18 protein-coding genes are annotated in these 23,846 nt (G+C 41.7%); 6 read left to right on the top strand and 12 right to left on the bottom strand.

The window, feature by feature from the left end:
- Window positions 1-29: 29 nt before the first annotated feature.
- A complete protein-coding gene (locus tag A6749_RS09235; protein WP_066388490.1) occupies window positions 30-1,016 on the top strand; it encodes a hypothetical protein in 987 nt (328 codons plus the stop codon).
- Between the two features lie 320 nt (window positions 1,017-1,336).
- Window positions 1,337-2,332, top strand: coding sequence for an ABC transporter substrate-binding protein (locus tag A6749_RS09240; RefSeq protein ID WP_066388493.1), 996 nt, complete (start codon window positions 1,337-1,339; stop codon window positions 2,330-2,332).
- Between the two features lie 804 nt (window positions 2,333-3,136).
- On the opposite strand, the gene A6749_RS09245 is transcribed toward A6749_RS09240, so the two are convergent.
- Window positions 3,137-4,339 carry an MDR family MFS transporter gene (locus tag A6749_RS09245; protein WP_066388495.1) on the bottom strand — a complete coding sequence of 401 codons (1,203 nt, stop codon included), beginning with the start codon at window positions 4,337-4,339 and terminating at the stop codon, window positions 3,137-3,139.
- 123 nt (window positions 4,340-4,462) lie between these two features.
- Window positions 4,463-5,350 carry a LysR family transcriptional regulator gene (locus A6749_RS09250; RefSeq protein WP_066388497.1) on the bottom strand — a complete coding sequence of 296 codons (888 nt, stop codon included), beginning with the start codon at window positions 5,348-5,350 and terminating at the stop codon, window positions 4,463-4,465.
- A 128-nt stretch (window positions 5,351-5,478) separates the two neighbouring features.
- Here A6749_RS09250 and hutG point away from each other — a divergent pair, with 128 nt between their 5' ends.
- From hutG to A6749_RS09265, 3 genes are all read left to right on the top strand, one after another.
- Entirely contained in the window at window positions 5,479-6,465 is a 987-nt protein-coding gene (hutG, locus tag A6749_RS09255; RefSeq protein ID WP_407937504.1) for a formimidoylglutamase, read from the top strand.
- Window positions 6,440-7,627 (top strand): sodium/glutamate symporter, encoded by a 1,188-nt coding sequence (gene gltS, locus A6749_RS09260; protein WP_066388504.1) that lies wholly within the window; start codon window positions 6,440-6,442, stop codon window positions 7,625-7,627. Before hutG ends, gltS begins: the two co-directional genes overlap by 26 nt.
- Before the next feature lie 694 nt (window positions 7,628-8,321).
- Complete coding sequence (locus A6749_RS09265) at window positions 8,322-8,762, top strand: YtoQ family protein (protein WP_066388507.1); 441 nt, start codon at window positions 8,322-8,324, stop codon at window positions 8,760-8,762.
- Window positions 8,763-8,874: 112 nt separating this feature from the next.
- On the opposite strand, the gene A6749_RS09270 is transcribed toward A6749_RS09265, so the two are convergent.
- From A6749_RS09270 to A6749_RS09305, 9 genes are all read right to left on the bottom strand, one after another.
- Window positions 8,875-10,608 carry an amidohydrolase gene (locus A6749_RS09270; protein ID WP_169809858.1) on the bottom strand — a complete coding sequence of 578 codons (1,734 nt, stop codon included), beginning with the start codon at window positions 10,606-10,608 and terminating at the stop codon, window positions 8,875-8,877.
- 480 nt (window positions 10,609-11,088) lie between these two features.
- Complete coding sequence (locus A6749_RS09275) at window positions 11,089-11,889, bottom strand: carbon-nitrogen hydrolase family protein (RefSeq protein ID WP_066388510.1); 801 nt, start codon at window positions 11,887-11,889, stop codon at window positions 11,089-11,091.
- Between the two features lie 133 nt (window positions 11,890-12,022).
- Complete coding sequence (locus A6749_RS28360) at window positions 12,023-12,193, bottom strand: hypothetical protein (protein ID WP_161487130.1); 171 nt, start codon at window positions 12,191-12,193, stop codon at window positions 12,023-12,025.
- Window positions 12,190-13,197: a TIR domain-containing protein gene (locus A6749_RS09280; protein ID WP_066388515.1), complete on the bottom strand. Its 1,008-nt coding sequence runs from the start codon at window positions 13,195-13,197 to the stop codon at window positions 12,190-12,192. Before A6749_RS09280 ends, A6749_RS28360 begins: the two co-directional genes overlap by 4 nt.
- 75 nt (window positions 13,198-13,272) lie before the next feature.
- Window positions 13,273-14,037, bottom strand: coding sequence for a macro domain-containing protein (locus A6749_RS09285; protein ID WP_084797734.1), 765 nt, complete (start codon window positions 14,035-14,037; stop codon window positions 13,273-13,275).
- Window positions 14,038-14,136: 99 nt separating this feature from the next.
- Complete coding sequence (locus tag A6749_RS09290) at window positions 14,137-15,105, bottom strand: MBL fold metallo-hydrolase (RefSeq protein ID WP_236719642.1); 969 nt, start codon at window positions 15,103-15,105, stop codon at window positions 14,137-14,139.
- Between the two features lie 386 nt (window positions 15,106-15,491).
- Window positions 15,492-16,775: a cation:dicarboxylate symporter family transporter gene (locus A6749_RS09295; protein WP_407937505.1), complete on the bottom strand. Its 1,284-nt coding sequence runs from the start codon at window positions 16,773-16,775 to the stop codon at window positions 15,492-15,494.
- A gap of 570 nt (window positions 16,776-17,345) precedes the next feature.
- On the bottom strand, window positions 17,346-18,239 hold the full coding sequence (locus A6749_RS09300) for a response regulator (protein WP_066388528.1): 894 nt from the start codon (window positions 18,237-18,239) through the stop codon (window positions 17,346-17,348).
- Between the two features lie 2 nt (window positions 18,240-18,241).
- The gene (locus A6749_RS09305) at window positions 18,242-19,483 is read right to left on the bottom strand and encodes an ATP-binding protein (RefSeq protein WP_236719643.1); all 1,242 of its coding nucleotides are present in this window, start codon (window positions 19,481-19,483) and stop codon (window positions 18,242-18,244) included.
- Between the two features lie 187 nt (window positions 19,484-19,670).
- On the opposite strand from A6749_RS09305, the gene A6749_RS09310 reads away from it, so the two are divergent.
- Window positions 19,671-20,462 carry an extracellular solute-binding protein gene (locus tag A6749_RS09310; protein WP_066388530.1) on the top strand — a complete coding sequence of 264 codons (792 nt, stop codon included), beginning with the start codon at window positions 19,671-19,673 and terminating at the stop codon, window positions 20,460-20,462.
- Between the two features lie 789 nt (window positions 20,463-21,251).
- Here A6749_RS09310 and A6749_RS09320 read toward each other — a convergent pair.
- Window positions 21,252-23,342 (bottom strand): GAF domain-containing protein, encoded by a 2,091-nt coding sequence (locus A6749_RS09320; protein ID WP_066388538.1) that lies wholly within the window; start codon window positions 23,340-23,342, stop codon window positions 21,252-21,254.
- Between the last annotated feature and the right edge of the window lie 504 nt (window positions 23,343-23,846).

Consider the following 23,846-nt stretch of genomic DNA (forward strand, 5'->3'; position numbering starts at 1 on the left):
TTTAGGAAAAAGATGGGGTTAACGACCGTATGAAACAAGAATTGTATTCTTACTGTTTACAAGGTGATATCAATAAAGTAATGGATTATCTGAACAATTTACCCGAAGCCAAATCAATTGAGAGAATTAAAATACAATATACCAATCGATTTTTCTCAGAGAATCCAAAATTTGAATACAAAACAAAAGATCCTTGGATTAGAAGTGTTATAAACGCCTACTATCAGTACTTTATTTCAGTGATGACCAAAAGAGAAAACGTGGAAATAGCAGAAGATAAATTAATAAACAAATTAAATGAATGGTTCCCTGACCATGATGATAAAACGGATTTAGATTCAATTGAAATGCAATTAGAAAAGGAATTTAATACCAGGGGATTTTATTTCCTTGGGGGAGTTACTCCTCCTTTTAGGGGTCCGTATATTTGGAGAAAACAAGAAAAGTGTGAGTATAACGTACAAATTCCATCTGGCATGAAAAAGGTAACAGTTTATTTTATGGAAGATTTCATTATGCATGGCTGGCTGCACTTTGCTACCTTTGGAGAAAGGGCAGCAGGAGGATGGGCAACAAAAGATGGATTATATTGTGTAAAAGAAAGATATTCCACTGAATTAGATAAACCAAATTTTTTAATATCATACCTTGCTCATGAAGCACAGCATATGAATGATTATGATCAATTTCCTAATCTAGGTTCTCTTGACTTGGAATATCGTGCTAAGCTAGTGGAATTAATTTATCATCCGTCCAATAATGACACTCTCATACAAAAATTTCTGTCAGATTCAGATACTAATAGAGATCATCCACATCCGTATGCAAGCTATTTAGTTTGTGTCAATTTGTCTAATCTACTATTCAATAGTACTTTTGAAACTAACCCTATCAAGTGGAAGAGTATAGAATCCGAGATCCTTAGTAACACTGCAAAGGATTTACTAAAAAATCATACCCAATTGCTAGTAGAGCTTGGAAATGAAACCGTAAAAAGTACTTTACAAAGTATGTAATGCGCTCTTTGAAAGACTCATAGTGCGCTTTCCCTCTACATTTTTTACTCTAACGCGCTTTATGAAAGGGTTATAGTATTACTCTTACAACACGAGGAAGAACAGTGATTTCAAATCTATACCATATAGTTTTCAAAAACACAATTGCAGCTTGTCTACCATAATTATTCAGAAGCTCAACTGTAACTTGACGGAATTTTCCTAAAATTATGTTGTTCTATTCAAATAATAGTGTTAAAATCTGAATATTATAAATTTCTAGAAATAGAAAAAATAGGAGACTACTTTGGTGTAGTCTAAGAATTTGAGGGAGGAAGAAGATGAAAAAAAGTTTAGCGATTATCTTGTGCGGATTGCTATTATTGCTTTCTGCATGCGGTGCCGGAAGCAAGGAAACGGCTGGAGAGAAAAAAGAGAAAGTCGTGAAGATCGGCATTTCGCAGCTGATTGAGCATCCATCTCTTGATGCTGCACGAGAAGGTTTTATTAAGGCACTGAAGGATGCCGGCTATGAAGAAGGTAAGAACCTAAAGATTGATTACCAAAACGCACAAGGGGACATGAATACCAATATGCCGATTGCTCAAAAATTGGTAGCAGATAAGAATGATCTTATTTTAGCGATTGCCACCCCTAGCGCACAGGCAGTGGTCAATTCGACGAAGACGATTCCAGTTTTGTTTACCGCGATTACAGATCCGGTTGGGGCCCAGCTCGTTAAAAGTTTGGAACAGCCAGGCGGGAATGTAACAGGAACTTCTGATACACACCCGGAAGCGATCAAGAATACGATTGCCGCAATTAAAAAGTTTATTCCGGATGCCAAGAAAGTGGGTATCATCTATAATAGCGGTGAACCAAACTCTGTTGTCAACGTTAAAAACGCGAAGGAAGCCCTAAAGGCATCTGGTCTTGAAGCTGTTGAAACAACCATCTCCGCAAGTTCCGAAGTAAAGCAGGCAGCTGATTCATTGGTCGGACGTGTGGATGTATTCTATATTCCTAAGGATAACACTGTCGTATCCGCCCTTGAATCGGTGATCACGGTAGCGAATGCGCACAAAATCCCAACCTTTGTCGGTGAAGGGGATTCAGTAAAACGCGGAACCTTTGCCTCTTATGGATTTGACTACCATGACCTAGGGTACACGACAGGTAAAATGGCCGTTGAAATTCTAAAAGGTAAGAAACCAAGCGAAATCCCCGTCGGATTCCCGGAAAACCTTCAGCTGATGATTAACAAAAAAGCGGCTGAACAGGAAGGAATCACCCTAACAGACGAGATGTTAAAGGATGCTAAGATCGTGGGAGAATAAGCATAACTGAATTTGAAAAAAACACAGTTTAGGAATATGAACGGTGTTTAGTTTTTTAGGAAGGGATATCTATATACTTTAATTTGGTAAAAATAAGGAAGATGTGCACATTGGAGTGTTTAATGAACACGAGGGAACGGACTATCCACATAGATGGGCACATTGGAGCGTTCAATGAACACGAGAGAATGGAATATCCACATAGATATGCACATTGAAGCGTTCCATGAACACGAGAGAATGGAATATCCACATAGATGTGCACATTGGAGCGTTCCATGAACACCAAAGAAAGGAATATCCACATAGATGTGCACATTGAAGCGTTCAATGAACATGAGAACGAGGAAAATTCCCATAGTTGTGCACATTGAAGTATTCAATGAACATCAGAGAAAGGAATATCCACAAAGTTGTGCACATTGAAGCGTCCAATGAACACGAAAACAAGGAAAATTCCCATAGTTGTGCACATTGAAACGCTCAATGAACACGAGAACGAGGAAAATTCCACAAAGTTATGCACATTGAAGTATTCAATGAACACAGAGAAAGGAATATCCACAAAGTTGTACACATTGAAGTATTCAATGAACACCAGAGAAAGGGAGATTGCCAAAGAAGTGCACATTAAATCATACAAATTTGAGGATGACTAAAATAAGCAATTGTTTTATCACAAAAAAGGACAACACAGCAACGTGTTGTCTTTCACCCCTATTGATTCTTATTCTTTTCCCTATCCGTTTCCCATACTTTTGCCCCGCGTTCCCATGCTTTCCCGCGAGAACACGGACCGAATTTCTATTGGTGATAACTTCGATCTCCGGTATGGCTAATTTTTTCCGATAAAGCCTTACGATAGAAGATAATACTGATTAGAACGACCAAAGCCACAACAAAATACAATTGGGCTTCAAAGTGCACAAGAAGCCATCCGCCAAATATAGGACCCAGAAACCCTCCTAAATTTTTAAATTGCGAAGCGCCAAGGTAAGTTGCCTTTTGGGTGGCAGGGGCAATTTCTTCTATTAGGGCATTCATCATTGGAAAGGCGAAAATTTCACCAATTGTGAAAATCACCATACCAGCAATAAATCCCCAGCTGGAATGAGCGAGCCCAAAAACAAACAAACCACCAGCAAAGAAAATAATCCCCCATATTAAGCTGCGGATAATCGATATTTTTTCAGTATAAATGCCTATTGGCAGTTGTAATGCCAACACAACAATTGCATTTAGTGTGATTAAATAGGAATAGAGTTTAACTCCATTTTCAATGTTCAAATTGATATACTGCGGCAAAGTGGAATCGAATTGAGAATATCCCAGATTGATCAGGATTCCTCCCGCAAGCAGGTATAAAAGTTTTTTGTCCATAATAACCACTTTAAACACTTGAAAAATGGTTTGATTCTCAGCTAACTTCTGTTGGCTCATTTCATATTTTTTGAAAAGAAAAATCAAAAAAACGCCATAAATGGCATACATCAATGCCGTTATGAAAAACGGTACCTTTGGGCTGGACATGCCGGAAATCAGCACACCACATAATGGGCCAATGACGGCGGCAATGTTAATCGCTGTATAACGAAATGAAAACAGGCGGCGCCTCTTCTTCGGTTCTGTAAAATCAATCATTAAGGCCTGTGTTGCAGGTTCAAAAAACGAACGACATAAACCATTAATGGCACTTAACACAATAAACAAGCCAATCACATGAACGGTCGCAAATCCTATAAACACCGCACTCCAAATAAACACGGTGGCCAGAATGATAAATTTTCTGCCTAACTTATCGGTGAAATATCCGCCAATAAACCCGCCAACGGTCGCACTTAGCTGTGCAACTCCTAATGTTACGCCAATCATTAAGGGCGAAGCACCCAGCTCATTTTGCAAATAAATCGCCATAAAAGGAATGGTCATGAAGCTCGCAATACGTGTAAAAATCGTTCCAGTTAAAATAATCCATACAATCGGATGAAAATAGGACAAAAATGGCATAGTGGTGCTCCTTGAAATGTAATGAAATTACTTTAACTCAAACTATCTTGATTGACAATAAATAGATATAATCTACTGCCTTAGCCCCGATGATGGGTCAGAAGAACCGCCCGTCCCCATTCCTCATTCCTCTTCAAAATACTGCCGCACAGATTGTATGAAAGATTGAATGGCGGGTGCGAGGTAGCGATTTTTAAGATAGGTGATATAGACGGTTCTTTCGAGTGCGTGTGAGTCAAGGGTTTTCCAAACGACGGAATCATGGATTGGGCCGTACAGATAGTTTTCTGGAATAATGGTGATCCCAAGATTTCCCCTAACTAATGAGATGGCCGTTTCAAAGCGTTCGATTTCATATTTGAGATTGGGCACCGCCTGTTCAAGGTGAAATGCTTCTAAAATATCCTCTCTTGTCTGGAAGCCTTCCTTGCAAATGATGAATGGTTCTTTTTCTAGGTCCTTAATTGCAATCGATTCTTTAGATGCTAGTGGGTGGTCCTTTGGCAGAACGAGCACCAAGCGTTCGTGGTATAGCGGATGCGATTCAATATCCTCCTCGAAAACATACTGGTTGGTAATGATGATATGGGAAGAATAATTCCGCAGCGAATCCTTTACATCCTTGCCGCTCAACACTTCAATCAGCTTAATAGTAACAGAAGGAAACTGTTCTTGATACGCACTGAGTACTTTTGGCAGCCAATGCTTGACGGACTCAATCATCCCAATATGAAGGACACCGCTTCCGGAAAGTTTTACCTCCTCCATCTCCTTCTTCAGGATGTTCATTTGTGAAAGAAGTGCCTCCGCCTTTTTGTATAAAATTTTTCCAGCATCGGTCAATTCGACCTTTCTGGTATTTCTCTCGAGCAGCGGCGAGCCCACTTCGATTTCTAAATTTTTTATTGCATTGCTTAACGAAGGCTGCGAAATATGCAGGATTTGCGCGGCTTTGGAGTAGCTTAACTGGTCCGCAACCGTCACAAAATAATGCAGTGATTTGATGTCCATCAGAATCCTCCTCTCGCATTTATAACTTTAAAATATAAATCCATTCAAATTATATATTAGATATTATAAGTATATCATTATAAAATTAAAGTACGAATCATTTAAAAGATTCAGAAAGGATGAGAAGCGTGAGACAACATATTTCACCAGATTTATGGACCGGAAGAACGGACCATACAGAGAGAAGAAGCAGTTTTCGCTACCATCAGATCGTAGAATTAATTGACCTGGAAAAATTAGAGCCTTCCCCTGGGAAAGCTTGTGCCCTTATTGGATTCCAATGTGAGGAAGGTGTCAGACGCAATCAGGGTCGGTTGGGTGCCGCAAAAGCTCCAAACGCTATTCGGCAAGCGCTTGCAAGCCTGCCTTGGAAACTGCAGGAAGGCAGCACATTGATCGATACAGGCAATATTATGTGTCAAAACGATGAACTTGAAAAGGCTCAGGAGGAATTGGGCTCCGCGGTTTCCAGCATTTTTTCAAAGTCCGTTACTCCGATTATTCTTGGCGGGGGACACGAAACATTGTATGGCCATTATTTAGGAGTCCGGAAGCATATCGGGAAAGAGGCAACACTCGGGATTATCAATATTGATGCCCATTTCGATTTACGTTCATATGAAGTACAGCCTTCATCCGGAACGATGTTTAAGCAAATACTAGAACAAGACGAAAACAGCCATTATTTTGTACTCGGGATCCAACGTTTTGGCAATACCCAGGAGCTGTTTGACACGGCGGACGAGCTTGGGGCTCACTACATTTATGAAGAAGATATGACCGAGAGCTCAATGAATGAGATTCTTTCAGAACTAAACGAATTCATCGAAAAACACGATCACATCATGCTGACACTCTGCACAGATGTGTTAAATGCAGCCTTTGCACCAGGAGTCAGTGCACCGTCACCGTTTGGGTTAACGCCAATGACAGTGCGGACATTAATCCGGGCAGTGGCATCCCATCAAAAAACCCTTTCCTTTGATATTTGTGAAGTCAACCCAGCTCTAGATGAAAACGGAAGAACTGTAAAATTAGGCGCATATTTAACCAACGAAGCGATTATGGCATTTTTAGGAGGACACCAAGATGACGCTAACTTTGAATCAAGTTAATACCATTTTTTTAGCTGTTGCACTTTTAGTTTTAGGGACATTTTTTGTAAAAAGAATTGGATTTCTGCAAAAGTTCTGCATTCCTGCACCGGTTGTCGGGGGACTGTTGTTTGCGATTATTGCAACGGTCCTTAAGGCAACTGGCCTGCTGCAAATTACCTTAGATACCTCTCTCCAAAGCTTATTTATGCTTACCTTTTTCACCACAATCGGCCTTGGCGCCAGCTTTAAACTTGTCAAGCTTGGCGGAAAGCTGCTCGTAATTTACTGGATTGCCTGCGGTTTCTTGGCACTTATGCAAAACGTGATAGGTGTTTCGCTAGCCTCCCTATTCGGCATTCATCCGCTCATCGGCATGATGGCGGGGGCCGTTTCCATGGAGGGCGGGCACGGAGCAGCCGGCGCTTTTGGACAAACCCTTGAAGATATGGGCATCCACTCCGCATTATCCATCGGAATTGCCGCAGCGACCTTTGGCCTTGTTGCCGGCGGCCTAGTTGGCGGACCTATCGTTAAATATTTAGTGGGCAAATACAATCTGAAACCAACTGAAACGCAAGAGGTTGAAGTTGGGGCTGAGGAAAAAGTAGAACCTATTAAGTCTGATGTGTTTTTCATTCAAGTACTCATGATTACCTTCTGTATGGCATTAGGGACGTATTTAGGTGAACTGTTCTCATCAGCTACAGGCTTTGTTCTTCCAAGCTATGTTGGAGCGATGTTTGTCGCAGTAATTGTTCGTAACATTGTGGACAAATTCAATCCAAAAGCGATCGATATGAAGAGCATCAACCTGATCGGTGACGTAACACTAGGAATCTTCCTTTCTATGGCCTTGATGAGCATCAAGCTATGGGAAGTTGCAGACCTTGCGCTGCCAATGTTAGTGATTGTTTTTGTACAAGTTGTCTTTATCGTTCTATTCGGCACATTTGTATTGTTCCGCTTGCTTGGCAAAAACTATGATGCCGCTGTCATGGTAGCAGGCTTCACCGGCCACGGCCTAGGCGCTACACCGAATGCAATGGCCAACATGGCAGCCGTCACCGCACGATTCGGCCCATCACGAACAGCCTATCTAGTCGTTCCAATCGTAGGCGCATTTTTGATCGACGTATTCGGCATGCCAATCATCATCACTACTATTAACTTGTTTAAGTAATGAAGCATGGGTTGAGGTATTGGGGGATGGGTGAGATCAGTTTTAGGAGAACTCACTAATACTCCGGTCCATTTCAGCTCACATAAATAAAAGTATGCTTTTTTGATGGCAGTGTTTATGAACTAAACACGCCATGGAGAAGCATACTTTTTTTGTGAGGATTAATATTATCTGTTCTAATTGTCTCCTATCATTTTTACCGCTGGCTCTCTTCATGGTATCTTTTCGGGAAGAATCAGGACTTTATTTTGACTGGTGACCTCCTTCTTGGTACCTTTGCGGGAAGAATCGGACCTTTATTTTGACCGGTGACCTCCTTCTTGCTACCTTTGCGGGAAGAATTACGCCTTTATTTTGACCGACGACCTTCTTCTTGGTACCTTCACGGGAAGAATCAGACCTTTATTTTGACCGGTGACCTCCTTCTTGGTACCTTTGCGGGAAGAATCGGACCTTTATTTTGACCGGTGACCTCCTTCTTGATACCTTTGCGGGAAGAATTACGCCTTTATTTTGACCGGCGACCTCCTTCTTGTTACCTTTGCGGAAAGAATCACGACTTTATTTTGACCGTTGAAACCATTGGATTTCCCCTTTACATCCACGAATGGAAAAACACTAGGCGGAAAAATCCACGTTTCCAAAAAAGTAGTATATGATAGAGTTAGAATATTCTAGCTATGGAGGGATTTGGATGGAGTTGACGGTTTATTTGGCAGGGCAGATTCATGATGATTGGCGGGATGTTGTGGCAAAAAGAGCCAAGGAGAAGAATCTTCCTTTGGTGTTTGTCGGACCGCAGACAAATCATGACCGCTCCGATAATATCGGTGAGGAAATTTTAGGCGAGCAGCCTGGAAATTATTATAAAGATGACGCTGCGTCTGATATCAATAATTTCAGAACCCAGGTATTGATGCAAAAATCGGATATCGTGATTGCCCTATTCGGCGAAAAATATAAGCAGTGGAACACGGCAATGGATGCTAGCACGGCGATTGCGCTGAACAAGCCTACGATTATCGTTAGACCGGCATCGTTAATTCATCCATTGAAGGAGCTTTCCAATAAAGCGAATGTAACGGTTGAGACGGTTGACCAGGCTTTAGATGTAATAAGCTATATATTTGAATAACAGCATTGATTTTCAAGGTTAGGGGACAGGCTGAAATGGCCTGCCCCTTTCTTTTACCTCCTGCTCTTCCTCAATTTGGAGGATGAGGCAAGAGAACCGTCCCCATGCATCATTAGTTTTCGTATATTACTTTGTCGTTTACAATTGTTTTGAGTACTTTGATGTCTTTAATTTTTACTGGGTCTATTGTTAGTGGGTTTTCTTGGAGTATGACAAAGTCTGCATATTTTCCTATTTCGATTGAGCCTTTGATATTTTCTTCAAAGTTTTGCCAAGCTGCATCGCTTGTTACTGCTCGAAGTGCCTGTAATGGTGTGATCCTTTGATCTGGACCAATGACTTGACCGCTTCTTGAAATTCGGTTAACAGCAGACCAAACTGCCTGCAGCGGGTCCATTGGAGTTATGTGTGTATCAAGGTGAATACTAAATTTTATGCCGCGTTCAATGGACGATTTAAGCGGGCTCATCATAGCAGCTCGTTCGGGCCCCATGAATGTATCGCGGTGTTGATCGCCCCAGAAAAATGTATGCGAAACAAAATAGGATGGTGTAACACCAAGTTCCTTCATTTGATCTAATTGATCTAATCTAGCCATTTGCGAATGCTCAATACGATGACGGGCATCTTTGCGCGGATACTTCTCCTGAGCTGTACGGTAAGCATAAAGAATATCATCAATTGCGGCGTCGCCGTTACCGTGAATGGCAATTTGGTATCCTGCCTTATGCAATTCCACGACCCGCTTCGTTAATTCCTCACGGCTTTGTGCTGGATATCCTCGATAATTTGGGTCATCCCCCGGCGGAACATGGTACGGTTGACTCAAATAGCCAGTGTACCCTTGAATGGAGCCATCGTGAGACATCTTCACAGGGCCCAGCTTCAACATATCACTGCCAAAACCTGTGACAAAACCGCCTAATTCACCAGGTGAAATAACTCCTCCCCAGCCAGAGCCCATAGCTGTAACCCTTAATGGCAACAACCCTTGTTTCTGGTATTTTTGCAAATCGACAAGCCCCTGTTTGCTTGCACCTGCTATAATAGAGGTCGTTACACCTTTTGAGATATAATCCTGAACAGCCTTTTTAAACGCTGCAAGATTTTCTTCCTCTGTAACATTAGGAATATGCTTACTTACTAGACCCATAGCCGATTCCTCTAATACTCCTGTAGGTTCTCCTGTCTTAGGATCTTTAACAATGACACCACCTGACGGGTTAGGAGTACCTTTCGTTATTCCTGCTATTTTAAGGGCAGCGCTATTGGCTACTGCTAGATGCCCTGAAGTATGTGCAATGTAGATTGGGAGTTCCGTTGATACCTTGTCCAAGTCATCACGCGTAGGGTGACGCTTTTCTGCTAAAAGTGTCTGATCATACCCCCGCCCGAGTATCCATTCACCTTCGTGGGTTTCCATACCCCGATCTTTCAAGGCAATGATTAGATCATCAATCGTTTTAATCGGTCCCACCGGCGGACTATTTAAATTTACTTGAACCGTCCCATCCATTCCGGAGCTCGGGAAATGACTATGGGCATCATAAAACCCCGGCAATAATATTTTATTTTCTAAATCAACGATTTTTGTACTGCTTCCTTTTAACTTGCTAATCTCATTATTTGAACCGACTGCAATGATTTTGCCATCCTTGACCGCAACAGCTTCAGCATTAGCAGCATCTTCATCCATGGTGATCACTTTTCCGTTGAAGTAAATCGTGTCAGGTGCTAGCGGATCAAGATGTTTTGGGAGCGTACCTGAAGAAAAGCCTACCAATGCAAGCATAAATACAATAGAGAGTATAAACATATTTTTTTTACTTAAGAGATTCTTTTTCAAATAAATACCACCTTCACACTTTTTATTTTCTTTTTTGCACACACTAAAATAATTCTGTTTAATTCTCCACCCTTTCAAAACCTTCTTTTTGGAGCATTATGCAAGATAAATTACTTGATAAAACTTTACCTATACTACTAGAAAGCCACCACCCCCTATCCTAAAGACTGAAAAAACCGTTAGTCTACTATGTATTCCATGATAGATAAGTAAATTTCCATCAACATCATGACGTCCGGACCAGATTACATAAAATTCCAAGTAGTTTTTACATATATAGTATTTTATCTTCATAATATACTAAATATTCCGAATTTAATATATAACTTTATAACTAATTTTGTAGTGCATACTCTATGGTGCTAGACACAAAGTGTAAAAAATAACAGTTCTTAACTGAACTACCCCTAAGCATAGGAATATTTATACTATAAAGCAAAAAGAAGGAACCCTATATAGAGTTCCTTCTTTCACTAATAGTTATCTTGAAATGTAGCACTCCGGTCGACGGTTCGCGACACTTGGGAGCTTTTCTCTCACGCGCTCTATCCGCTTTAGATCAATGTCTGATAAAATCAAGGCTTCTTCTTCGCCGCCGCTTGATAGAATAATACCCATTGGGTCGACGGTGATGCTGCGACCGGTAAATATGTCGCCGACGAGGTTGGCACCACACACGAATACTGTATTTTCGATGGCTCTCGCACGAAGAAGAGTTTGCCAATGATCTTCTTTTAGCGGCCCCTTCACCCAGCCAGCTGGTACGAACAAGACATCCGCTCCTTGCAGCACTAACTGCCGCGCAATCTCTGGGAAACGGAGCTCGTAGCAGACAAGCAGGCCGATTTTTCCAAACTCTGTTTCTACTACTTTGTATTCACTATCCCCTGGAATAATCGTATCGGATTCCTTATATTTAAAGGCATCGTATAGATGGGTCTTACGATAGGCTTGTACGATTTGCCCAGAACGGTCAATAAAAACGGTGGTATTAAATGCGCGTTTCGGGTCGTCCACTTTAGATTCATAAACACCGCAAACTACATAGATTCCATTTTCCTTCGCTGCTTTTGCCAATGCGGTAACAAACGGGCCGTCCAGTGGTTCCGCTGCTTCTGCCGGCAGTAAGCCCGAATCCGGGGTCGCCAATACCATATAAAATTCTGGCAAAATTACAAAATCCGCCCCCGCACTTTTCGCTTTCGCAATATATTCTAACGCCTTTTCTAAATTCGCCTTCTTATCCGTACTTGTCGTCAATTGAGCCGTAGCAACTCTCACAATATTCCTCCTCCTTCATAACAAAACTCATTCTTCTATATTTTAATATACTTTCGGAAAATTCCAACACCCCATACATCATAAGAAAAGCAAAAAAGAGAGGGTTTCTCCCCTCTCTTCAAATTCTTTATAATTAAGCCCGCTTCTTATACGGGTCCTCGTGGTAATCCGCTTTACGTTTGTAAATGACTTTTCCGGATTCTTCTTTTCCGTGTTTGGTAGGAATGACGGCTCTGATGCCTGCTACCGCTTCTCCAATTTTATACGCATTTTTGTTTAATTTTAATACCACAGCTCTGTTCATGAAGACGCACCTCCAAAAATAGTATTGATAGTGCTTAGTAGGTTGTAATTATCGAGAAAGATATCGTCAATCTCTTCTTGACTTAATACCCTTTTTCCCGTAATGGCAACCGTTAGAACTAATTGGTTCCCTATAGGATAACATAAAACATAGGTATTATCAAAGGCAGTACTATTTTTTTGAAAAACTAACTCCGTACATTGTAAGAAGCAGTCGATGACGACAATTCTTTCTGTGTCTTCCCTGGCTTCATTTACATTAAAGGGATAAAATTCCCCCTGGCCGTCATTTCCAGCGATTTGTCTTAAGCCTTCCTGCCCTTCCGCCTGCCATACGCCTATTGCTTCGACATAATAAAAATCGGGCGCTTGGTAGGCATTTCTAACAGCTTCTTGGAGGTATTCAAATTTTTTAGAAGGGTCTGTTAGAAGTCGTTTAGAAAGAGTTCGGAGAATACGGATTAGGGTGTAATCCTTATCCATATTGGCTTGAGCTTCCTCTAAAAGCTTAACTGGATCTTGGAAGAAGCTTAGCTCAGTGATTTTTCTTTTAATCGCCCTGCAAGCGACATTGACAGCAGCCACATAATTATTGTCACCGCGGGTCTCATATCTTAAGACAGTTAGACCATCTAGATCTGAAGGTAAACGAAACCCTTTTATTTCCTCACTCTCTGGTAAGGACCCGGGAATAATGAAAAACACTCGTCCTCTTCTTAACCTTCCCCAAAATAACCCCATTTCAAACAATGTATTATCTCTTGTCGTAAAGGTGATGGTTCCGCGAATATTTACCACATCATCCGGTGAAAATACAAATACAGCAAAATCATTCTCATCTAATTGACGTTCGAGGGTTTCCATATTGTATTCTAAGGGACGAAATGCGCCTGCTGACCAAGGTGTAACCTCTGCAACATGTGAAAGTGCTTCATGAATCGCATCTACATACTCAATCGATTCTTTTGCAGATCCGATAAATAATTTTGGTTTGATTTTGGCCATTTACTCCTCCAAAAAACTATTTTCTATAATTATTATATCACAAATTTCCTCTTTTTGGAACGAACGGTTCTGGTACTACTTTAACGTATATAAATTTATTTTATCCTTTTTCGACTCATGTATGACTATCGAGACCTTCGAAGGGTAGGTAAATTTGATTCTGCTGACTTTAAATGACCAAATGATTAACTCTAACAACTCCTGGTCGGTGATTAGATTGTATTCCTTAAATCTGGTGATCCCCGAACCTAGCAATGGAATGGATACGGACCTGCCGCTGTAAACTACATCAATTTCATTCCAAAAATGGAGCAAGAAATTTATATAGTCATTCATGTATAAAAACGCTCGATTGTCGTGATCAAATCTAGAAAAAGCCGTTAGCAAATAATCATGATGCTGAAAAATACTTCCCAGTTTGTATTGCTTCTTTTTCCCACGGCTTCTGCTGCTATTTACCGCCGCCAGGTTTTCTTTTAAACGGTCATCGTCCTCCATCAAACGATCCAGCTCTTGAACGTCAGGGATCATTCTTTTTATATACATCCCGTTGAGCGACCTCTCCGAAATGATGGAATTGTCAACTTCTGTATCAAAATACTCGTTAAAGGCGATAACCTTAAGCTCATTTTCTTCAAAAATGTCCCCAAACTTTATTTCCACCGTGGAATTGTTAATCGTCAGTTTCGTCTTTTGAAGAAAGTTTGCCCTCAGCCATAAAAACAAATAGACAATAAGCAAAAATAAAACAAGGCTCACCCCAGTTATCAGTTTGAAACGACCTGGGATCTCCACCACAATCAAAACAAATGAGAAAATCAAACTAATAACCGACAACACTGAAAAGTACTCTCTTATCAGCCCTTCATCAAAAAAACGAACCTTAATTTTGATTTTTCATCCCCCCAGTTGATGAAGCAAGAGAACCGTCCCCGTGCTTCACGCAGAATAATGCCAAACCCCGCTGACCATTTCTTTCTGAACCTTCCCCTGCAATTCCAGGTAATCCAAGTGACCGATAACCTCGGACATGACGAGCGAAAATTGCTTAATGTAGGTTTCTTTGTAATACGTTTTGGCGACATCGGCGGCTGTTGTGCTGCCAGATTCAATTAATGCCAGGAACTTATCTGCTTTTCGCCCGATTCCGTCCAGCCTTTTTTGAATTAATGCCTTGTGGTTTTCAATCAGCATACCGTGCCCTGGAAAAATCACATCCGCGTTTACCCCTAATACTCTTTTTAATGATTGATAATGTTCATATAGTGTCATCATCCGGTGACCCTCTAGATCCGGTTCTACCAAAGCATTACTTGAGATATGTTGAAGTAATAAATCCCCACCGAACAGCCATTGGCTATCATTTTGGTAAAAAACAATTTGATCCGGCGCATGGCCTGGTACATACAGGACATCGAAATCAAGCAGCTGATTTCCTTTTACTGTGCGAATTTCACCATCCATTTTCTTTGTTCTATTTTTCTCCAGCGCCTGCTGCAAATACGCCGTTTGTTTTTCCCCTTGCTCGCCGCAGCCCATTTCCTTATAAAGCTTTGCAAAAAACTCCACCCGCATCGCCATAAAGTCATCGTCCCTTTTTAAGCGGGGAACGGACAGTGGGTGGGCGTAAACCGGAACGGGGTGCTCACTCAGAATTCGGTTCACTAAGCCGACATGGTCGACATGATGGTGGGTCAGAAGAATTTGGGTGATATCGTTTATGCTTAAATCGTGTGCTGTTAATGCCGTCTGCAAGGCGTTCCAGCAATCTTCGTTATCAAATCCTGCATCAATGAGCGTCAAAGAATGCTGCTTTTTATATAAGAAAAAATTTACCGATTTTAATGACGAAGAGACTGGCACCATAATGGGAATCACTTCACAGCCGTTTTTCTGTAAGTGGGACAAAATTTTCAACTCCAAACAAATTTTTAAACTATTAGGTATATTTTTTTATTCGCCATGATTGGTGGATGGTCCTGCAAAACTGAGGAAACTTGTTTTTTGATTTATAAGGAGGGGCTTGGATGGTTTGGATACACCTACCTGTATACCTAATTTGAAATTTAACCGTCTAAAAATTGAATTTACCCGTCAACTATGTGATTTTACCCGTCGATTTTTCAAATTTACCCGTCAATATCCACCCGTTACCCGTCACTTTTTCCATTTTACCCGTTAATCCTCAAGGTACTTTTTTTAAGTAAAAAAAAAAGAGGAAATAGATCTTACTCTATTTCCCCTTTTGTATCTTATAAAATGGGACACGAGAACCGTCCCCATGTCCCATTGCTTTATGCTGTTTTTTGCATAGATTGAAGGTATTTGGTCTTTTGGAGTGTGTCGAAGCGGCCTTCCCATTTGGACATGACGACGGTCGCAAGTGCGTTGCCGATGACATTTACAACGGTACGGGCCATGTCGAGCAGACGGTCGATTCCGGCGATGAAAGCAAGGCCTTCAAGCGGGATGCCAACCGTTCCCAAGGTTGCCAACAGGACAACAAAGGATACTCCCGGTACACCAGCAATTCCTTTCGATGTAATCATTAACACTAATACCAATGTGATTTGCTGTGAAATACTTAAATCAATACCGTACAGCTGCGCGATAAAAATCGCTGCAAGCGCTTGGTACAATGTCGAGCCGTCAAGGTTGAACGAATAGCCCGTTGGAACGACAAACGAGACAATATCTCTCGGGCAGCCGAACCTTTGCATTTTTTCAATGATCTTTGGCAATACGGTCTCGGAGCTAGAAGTCGAATAGGCTAAAATCAGCTCATCCTTTAACACCTTGACAAGTTGAAAAATATTGACGCCAGCCCATTTTGCAATGCTTCCTAGAACAATAACGATAAAAAATAACATCGTAGCATACACAAGAATCATTAATTTTCCAAGCGGAATTAACGATGCCACACCAAATTTTGAAACAGCGACACCCATTAAGCCAAACACACCAAACGGAGCAAACTTCATGATCAGGTTCGTCACCCAGAACATTGCGCTTGCCACGCCTTCAAAAAATGCAAGGACTGGCTTTCCTTTTTCACCAATCGCAGCTACTCCTAAACCGAAGAGTACGGAGAAGAAGATAATGGATAGCATATTGCCAGCAGCCATTGCCTCAATTACATTTTTCGGAACAATCCCGACAATAATATCCATCATCCCGTTGTGCTGCACTTGTTCCGTTGTTTGCACGTACTGGTCAATATTCCCTTTGGTTAGTGAAGACATGTCCACCCCTTCACCAGGTTTAAAAATATTCGCCGCCATCAAGCCGATAACGATTGCAATCGTAGTTACGATTTCAAAGTAAATTAGCGTTTTCCCGCCAAGCTTCCCTAATTGCTTGATGTCACCTGTTCCCGCAACACCAATAATCAATGTGGAGATAATAATAGGGACAACAATCATTTTAATCATATTAAGAAAAATGGTACCTAGCGGCTGCAAGTACGTTTCCACCGCTGGATTCCCGTAAAATACTGCACCGACAATAATCCCTAGAATTAAGCCTGCAAGAATTTGAACTGCCAATGAAACTTTAAACGCTTTCATTTTGGATTTCATCTATAAGGTCACCCCTCTATCAAACTTTCTAACCCCTAGGGGTTAGTATTTTAGATTAATATAAAGGCAACCTATAAAATCCTACACAATCCGACATTTATTTTCGAAAAAATTTTTGTTTTAGACGCTGGCGTATAGCTGCATTGACCATTTTGGTGGGTTTTTATCTTTTTTTGGCAATTAAGCCCACTTGCATTTACCTTTTTCATAGAGCTTCCTCTTTTTCGGGCAATGCACCCCACTCTCATCGACCTTTTTCATAGAGTTCCCTCTTTTTTGGGCAATGCAACCCACTCTCATTTACCTTTTTCATAGAGTTCCCTCTTTTTCGGGCAATGCAACCCGCTTGCATTTACCTTTTTCATTGAGTTTCCTCTTTTTTAGGCAATGCAACCCACTTTCATTTACCTTTTTCAAAGAGTTTCCTCCTTTTTGGGCAATGCAACCCGCTTGCATTTACCTCTTTTATAGAGTATCCTGCTTTCGGGCAATGCAACCAGCTCTCATTGACCATTTTAGAAGAGTGCTCTCTTTTTCGGGCAATACAAACCCCACCCGAAGAAAATTTTTTCAACCTCTATATTTTTCTAACGTTTCCAAATACAGCACCTGGAGAAATTTACGGATGTTGATTTTGATTTTCGGCGGGTTCTGGCGTTCATCGCGGATATAGACCATGTACGTCCTTACCTCTTGAAAGTCAAAATAGCGCGGTGCAAAATATTCAAACGCCTCGTTCGTAAAATCGATCGCCCCCAGAGACGCTAAATTATTGATGGCGCTTAGAATCGTCCGGCGAATCCGTTGCTCGATGGCCTTGCATTCCTTTTTCATATCAGCATGGCGGACCTTTCTTCTAGCCCCGGCCGCTTCATATAAATCCTTTAATGGCGGCAGCTGCACAGGCCTGTCGCTCATCTCAATCAAAAATTCAATAATCGCCGTGATATCCTCGCTTCCAGCTTCCCCGACTACACCCATTTGGTTGAGAATCGAAAGAACGATATCCTTCACCGATTGCCGGTTGCGAGTCGGCGGATTCTGCGTGAGACCGATCTGCTCCAATGATTGTCGGATCGTTTGCAAGGAATCCTTCAGCCGCGCCTGCTCAGCGGTTCTTTTTAAAATACTTTCGACTTCGACGCGGTTGATCGGCTTGTGGATGAAAAACTCGACACCCTTTTCGTACGCCTCCCCGACCATTTCCTTATTAACAATCTGCGAAATCATAATAAATTGGCCGGAAAAACCTTTCCGCCGGAGCTGCTCCATCGCCTCAATCCCGTCCATTTCCGGCATTAAACAATCAATCAGTACGATGTCCGGGCTTAAGCTCATGACGGACGAAAGCGCATCGCTGCCATTTTCGGCCTCTCCAATTACCATGCCAAGCTGGCTGTCGCTGATAATTTTTTTCAGCATCGTCCGGCAAACCTTATCATCATCTACGATAAAATAACGCAACGCTATTCCCCTCGCTTTCGTATGGTGTTCACTGGCAGGCACACTTGAAAAATCGTCCCGGTGTCCGGCGTTTCAATTTCAATCCGCCCCTGAAACGCCTGCACAATGTCAAGCACATGTGACAGGCCAATCCCCGTCGCCGCCACGCCTTTGTCATTAAACTTCGTGGTGTAGCCCGGCTCAAACACAATCGAAACATCCTCATCAGGAATACCCACGCCTGTATCTTTTACGAAAAAACAAATCTCTCCTGATTCTTCCAATATATCAAACTGAATCTCGCCGCTGTCAGCAATCGCTTCGACGGCATTTGCAGTTAGGTTATTTAATAGCGCCAGCAGCGGAATCGGCTTGTCGGTTTTAAAATTAACCTCCTGCTTAACATGGAAAGTAATTGTTTTTTTTAACCGCTGGCTGTACCGCTCGTTCGCATGAACAGTGAGGTTGAGAACATCCGACAGCGAAAAATCGAGATCTCTTTTTTGCTCAGTAACCTTTGTCAGACCCGATAATATTCGCTGGGAATCCTTTTTGACTTCATGGATTTCTTGCGCAATAAGAAGCGCTTGTTTTCCAAGGTCGTGGCTGTCCTGCTTTAACTTTCGATATAAATCATGGCTGGAAGCCGTAATTTGTTCAATGTGGTCAATTGATTTTTCTAAATAAAGGGTTTCAACATACAGCTCCGCCCCCACTCGGAGCATTTCTTCCACCCGTTTCTTTTGCTCGGAAATGATCATCGAGCCGTACAGCCCGATGGCAAAATAGCTCCGTAGCAAGGCCACACCGGCAAGGATGGCCCACTCCCTGAGGGTAAGATTTGCTTGAGATAGAAACTCATGCCGGATCAAATCTTCCGCTCCGTTGCCGAAAAATTCAAACAAAGCGGCCCACGCGCCTAACAACAGCGGATAGGTTTTGTAGCGGTTGACCTCGATGAGATGAAGGCCAAGGGCAAAGATAAAATAAAACAGAAAGGCCGGCAAATGATTGATAAAGCTTTCGGCTAGCGGCATGATTTCAAACAGGAGATTCCATACCGACCTGAAACATACTACCGTCAGCCCGGTCACAATCCCCGTCCGGAGCACCGACACCGGGGGCCAAATAAGAATCAGTAGGAAAAAGGTAATGCTCCCCAGCCCAAAACGGAACAAATCCCCATCAAACGGAACCAGTTTCACCTCACCAGCCAGCGCCGTTAACAACGCCGTTACCATCACCACAACCCAATCACGCCGCAAAAAACGCTCACCCACAAAACCACCCCCTCTACCTTTTTTAATATACCAGAAAAAGATGATGCATGGGGACGGTTCTTGTTATCATTCGAACCTGTTACTTTTTTCCTAACTTTTAATATTTATCAAACCGTTTTCTTCCTCCACCCGTTTCCTACATTGAAAATATAAACTATTGGAGGGAAAAGGGATGAAAAAAACGTTGTTGATTGGCGCTCTCTTTTTGTTTATGTTTGCGGCGGCCGGGATATCGGTATACGCGAACATGGATCATTCAATGAAGCCAACATCTGCAAAGAACGATGGCGTGATTAGAGTGTATGGACCAGGTGGGCCTCTGGGACCGATGAAGGAAGCTGCGGAAAAATTCACAGCCGAAACCGGAATAAAAGTGGTCGTGACGGCCGGACCAGAATCGAATTGGATTGACAGCGCGAAACAAGATGCAGACATCATTTACGGCGGATCGGAGTACATGCTGCGCAGCTTTATGCTCAGCAATCCAGGAATGATCAATGAAAAATCACTGACAGAATTATATCCACGGGCCGCAGGGATTTTGGTACGAAAAGGGAATCCGAAAAAAATTCATTCGCTTGAAGATTTAACAAAGAGCGGGGTAAAAATTGTGGATGTCAATGGCGCTGGGCAGCTCGGATTATGGGAGGACTTGGCAGGGAGAAAGGGACTCATCGGCGGAATCAGCAAAAACATTGATATTTCTGTAAAGTCTAGTGCGGAAGCGATTGAGTTATGGAAATCCAATTCGAAGCTCGACGCGTGGATTACATATGAATCTTGGCACTATAGACTTACGGATGTCACCGATCTAGTCGAACTGCCGGAAGCAGAAAAACTATACAGAGGTACCCCAATTGCCCTGGCCACCATCACGGACAATAAAAAAGAAGCCCAACAATTTGTCGATTTCCTAAAAACCGAAGCATCTCACCAAGTATTCCAAAAATGGGGATGGAAATAGAAAACGGGCAAGTTTAAAAGTACCGATTAACACAAAAACCTCAAGAATTTCCTTGAGGTTTTTTATGTTAAGGGCATTATCTTCGGTTCTTTCTGGCAGTTTTGTCCTTCATCGGGCTTATGAAGGACATTCCGGACCTGGATCCCGCCTGTTTTGTCCTTCATCGACTCTATGAAGACCATTTTGGACTTGACCCACGCCTGTTTTGTCCTTCATCAGCCTTATGAAGACCATTTTGAAACTAGCTCCCGGCTATTTTGTCCTTCATCTGCCTTATGAAGACCATTTTGGACTTAACCCACGCCTGTTTTGTCCTTCATCGACCCTATGAAGACCATTTTGGCCTTGACCCACGACTGTTTTGTCCTTCATCAGCCTTATGAAGACCATTTTGAACCTGGCTCCCGCCTATTTTGTCCTTCATCAGCCTTATGAAGACCATTTTGAACCTGGCTCACGCCTGTTTCGTCCTTCATCAAACTTATGAAGACCATTTTGGTCCTGGTTCCCGGCTATTTTGGCCTTCATCGACCTTATGAAGACCATTTCCGACTTAACCCACGCCTGTTTTGTCCTTCATCGACCCTATGAAGACCATTTTGGCCTTGACCCACGACTGTTTTGTCCTTCATCGACCCTATGAAGACCATTTTAGCCTTGACCCACGCCTGTTTTGTCCTTCTCGACCCTATGAGGACCATTTTGGACCTGGCTCCCGCCTGTTTTGTCCTTAAGATCTTTGAATGAAACACAAGAACCATCCAACCGTCCCCAAGCATCACTCGTTCTTCAAAATTTAAATCTTACACTAAAAGTGGTGCCTTCTGATTCTGTTTGGATGTCAATTTGGGCGTGATGACGGGCTGCTATGGCGTAGCAGACTCCTAGTCCCAAGCCGGTGCCGTTATCTTTGGTCGTGAAGAAAGGGGTTCCTAATTTTTCAACAATTTCAGGCTTAATCCCCTCGCCTTGATCCTCTACCGCAAGAACCACGCAATGATCCTGATCTTTATAGGTTCTAATGGTTAAAATCTTCTCTGGGTCCATCGCTTCTAAACCATTTCGACATAGGTTGAGTAATAATTGCCGAATTTCATTTCGATTTAAAAGCAGCTCTGGGATCTCTTCTGTTTCGATTTTAATCGATTTATTTTGACTAGACGCATCAATCTTAATTAAGGGAGCTGTATCACGAATAATCGAATTTAAATCTAACATCTGTAAATCTGACGTCCTGGTATTCCCCATTGAAAGAAATTCTGTAATAATCGAATTTGCACGGTCCAATTCTTCAATCATTAAATCAAAATAATAATCTTGATTCCGATATTTTTCATCCTTTTTTAAAAACTGTAAAAACCCTCTTACTGTTGTCATCGGATTCCGAATCTCATGGCTGATTCCTGCCGCCATTTGCCCGATTAATTCTAGACTGGATAACCTTTTCAATTCCTTCGCATACTTCTTTTTTTCCGTAACGTTTTTAAAAAGACAACAGATTCCCTCATCAAATGGGTAAGCCACAACTTCGTGCCAATAATCATCAGAGGGTGAAGCAATTTCGAACTGTACTGGTATCCGCTCGACCATGGCCCGACAAAATTCTTTATACATGACTGTATCTACAGCTTCCGGGAAGACCTCCCAAATTTTCTTGCCAAATACATCCTTTGCGGTTTTCCCTTGTGGTAAATACTGATGTTCGTTAATGTAAATAAACTCCCATTCTTTATTCAACGCAAAGAATCCATCGGTAATACTTTCCATTACACTTGTCACTTTCTCATTCGCCGCCGCTAGTTCCTTTGTCCGGTCTTCTACCATATTTTCGAGCTGGTCCATATAGAGCAGGTTAGAGAACGTAGGAGCCGTAGCATCAACGATCGAATGAGCCAACTGAATCTGAGATGGTAGATAAGGGGCACCTTTTCCATCTATATTGATCACCGCTACGACCCCTAAAACCTCCCCCGTTGAAACTAATGGAATCATGAGTATATTCCTAACATTGAAACGCCGGTAAATCTCACCCTCTAGGCTTTTGTCAGCAAAAACGTCGGGAATGAAGCACGCTTCTTTTGTTTTCATAACCTTTCGAATAACGGATCTTTCATATTTGTCGATTATTTTATTCATATAGGACCTCAGCCATTCTGCTTCTGTCCAATCCCTTTCATATCTTAACTTCGCTGATTTGATGGTTTTTTTGTCTACTGGGTCTAAAAGGTAGGCCACCATATATTGGCTGTCTAGAATTTTCTCTAGGTAAAAAAAACATTTATCAAGGCTTTCCTGTACCGAGGAGCACAATGATAAATCACGTGTCGCATCTAGTAATAACTGTTTTTCGGCAATCAAGGTTTCCTTTTGTGTTAAAATTTTCGCATTTCGAATGGCGACTGCCGCCATATTCACATAAGCTTCCACACTTTGAATTTCGGATTCGCTAAGGTCCATGGGAGTTCCATAGTCGAATAAAGAAACGAGTCCAAACAACTCTTGCTCATATGAGATTGGCAAGACTAATAAAGATCTAATTTTGAAGGCTTTGATTGATCTCAGATCTGGACGATGATCCTTCGAAGTATCTGGGATGTAAATCGTTTTTCTAGTTTCAATCACTTCTTTGAACAATAAATCTTTTTCAGGATCAATAACCAGTGAATCGAGCCTTACGCCATTTATGATCTCTGGTTTTCCTGCAAATCCTCTAAAAGTTCCATCTGCGTTCGGTAAAAAAATCCCCACCGAATGACACTGCACAATTTCATCCGATATTGCCGAGGTCACATACTGTAATACTTCACGCAATTCCAACCTTGTATTAATAATTTTCGTTATATCCGCAAGCCGAGAGTATCTCGTTTGTTCCCTTACCATTCACACGGTCTCCTAACATGTACAAAATAAATGTCATATATTCTTGATAAATTCTCTTTTACCTATCATTTTACATAAAATTTCATACAAGGAATGGAGAATTTTACGAAAAAGTGTTATTCGTTAAAAAATAAATAGAGGGCGCTTAAAAACAAGTTTTAGATGCCACAATGAACTGTATGATTATATCAAAATACCTAGAGCGTGGATTTTTAGGGAAAAAGCACGCCTTACTAAATGAAACAGCAATAGACACCCGAAGAAGGATGTCTGAATTGTTTCCTATTCCCCTATGACTCTTTAAGTTTATTCCTTAATGTTTCTTTTTACTGCATATTTCGTCTTCTAATTTATTCTACCCGAAACTATTAATTTCCTTTATTAAAATATAAGGTCGCTGGAAAATTCAAATACTAGACCCAATAGGAAGGAAAAGAATCGTCCCCATGCACCAAAAAATATTTTGCCGTTATGTATCTACGTTTTGTCCTTTATTCCCCTAAT

Origin of the sequence: Neobacillus mesonae (assembly GCF_001636315.1) — a bacterium.
GTDB lineage: Bacteria > Bacillota > Bacilli > Bacillales > Cytobacillaceae > Neobacillus > Neobacillus mesonae.

Bases quoted from the DNA above. Each gene is read 5' to 3' on its own strand.
- A6749_RS09280 (WP_066388515.1), bottom strand. From the start codon at position 13,197: ATGGCCAAAATCAAACCAAAATTATTTATCGGATCTGCAAAAGAATCG.
- A6749_RS09240 (WP_066388493.1), top strand. From the start codon at position 1,337: ATGAAAAAAAGTTTAGCGATTATCTTGTGCGGATTGCTATTATTGCTT.
- A6749_RS09235 (WP_066388490.1), top strand. From the start codon at position 30: ATGAAACAAGAATTGTATTCTTACTGTTTACAAGGTGATATCAATAAA.
- A6749_RS09245 (WP_066388495.1), bottom strand. From the start codon at position 4,339: ATGCCATTTTTGTCCTATTTTCATCCGATTGTATGGATTATTTTAACT.
- A6749_RS09295 (WP_407937505.1), bottom strand. From the start codon at position 16,775: ATGAAATCCAAAATGAAAGCGTTTAAAGTTTCATTGGCAGTTCAAATT.
- A6749_RS28360 (WP_161487130.1), bottom strand. From the start codon at position 12,193: ATGAACAGAGCTGTGGTATTAAAATTAAACAAAAATGCGTATAAAATT.
- gltS (WP_066388504.1), top strand. From the start codon at position 6,440: ATGACGCTAACTTTGAATCAAGTTAATACCATTTTTTTAGCTGTTGCA.
- A6749_RS09310 (WP_066388530.1), top strand. From the start codon at position 19,671: ATGAAAAAAACGTTGTTGATTGGCGCTCTCTTTTTGTTTATGTTTGCG.
- A6749_RS09320 (WP_066388538.1), bottom strand. From the start codon at position 23,342: ATGGTAAGGGAACAAACGAGATACTCTCGGCTTGCGGATATAACGAAA.
- A6749_RS09250 (WP_066388497.1), bottom strand. From the start codon at position 5,350: ATGGACATCAAATCACTGCATTATTTTGTGACGGTTGCGGACCAGTTA.
- A6749_RS09265 (WP_066388507.1), top strand. From the start codon at position 8,322: ATGGAGTTGACGGTTTATTTGGCAGGGCAGATTCATGATGATTGGCGG.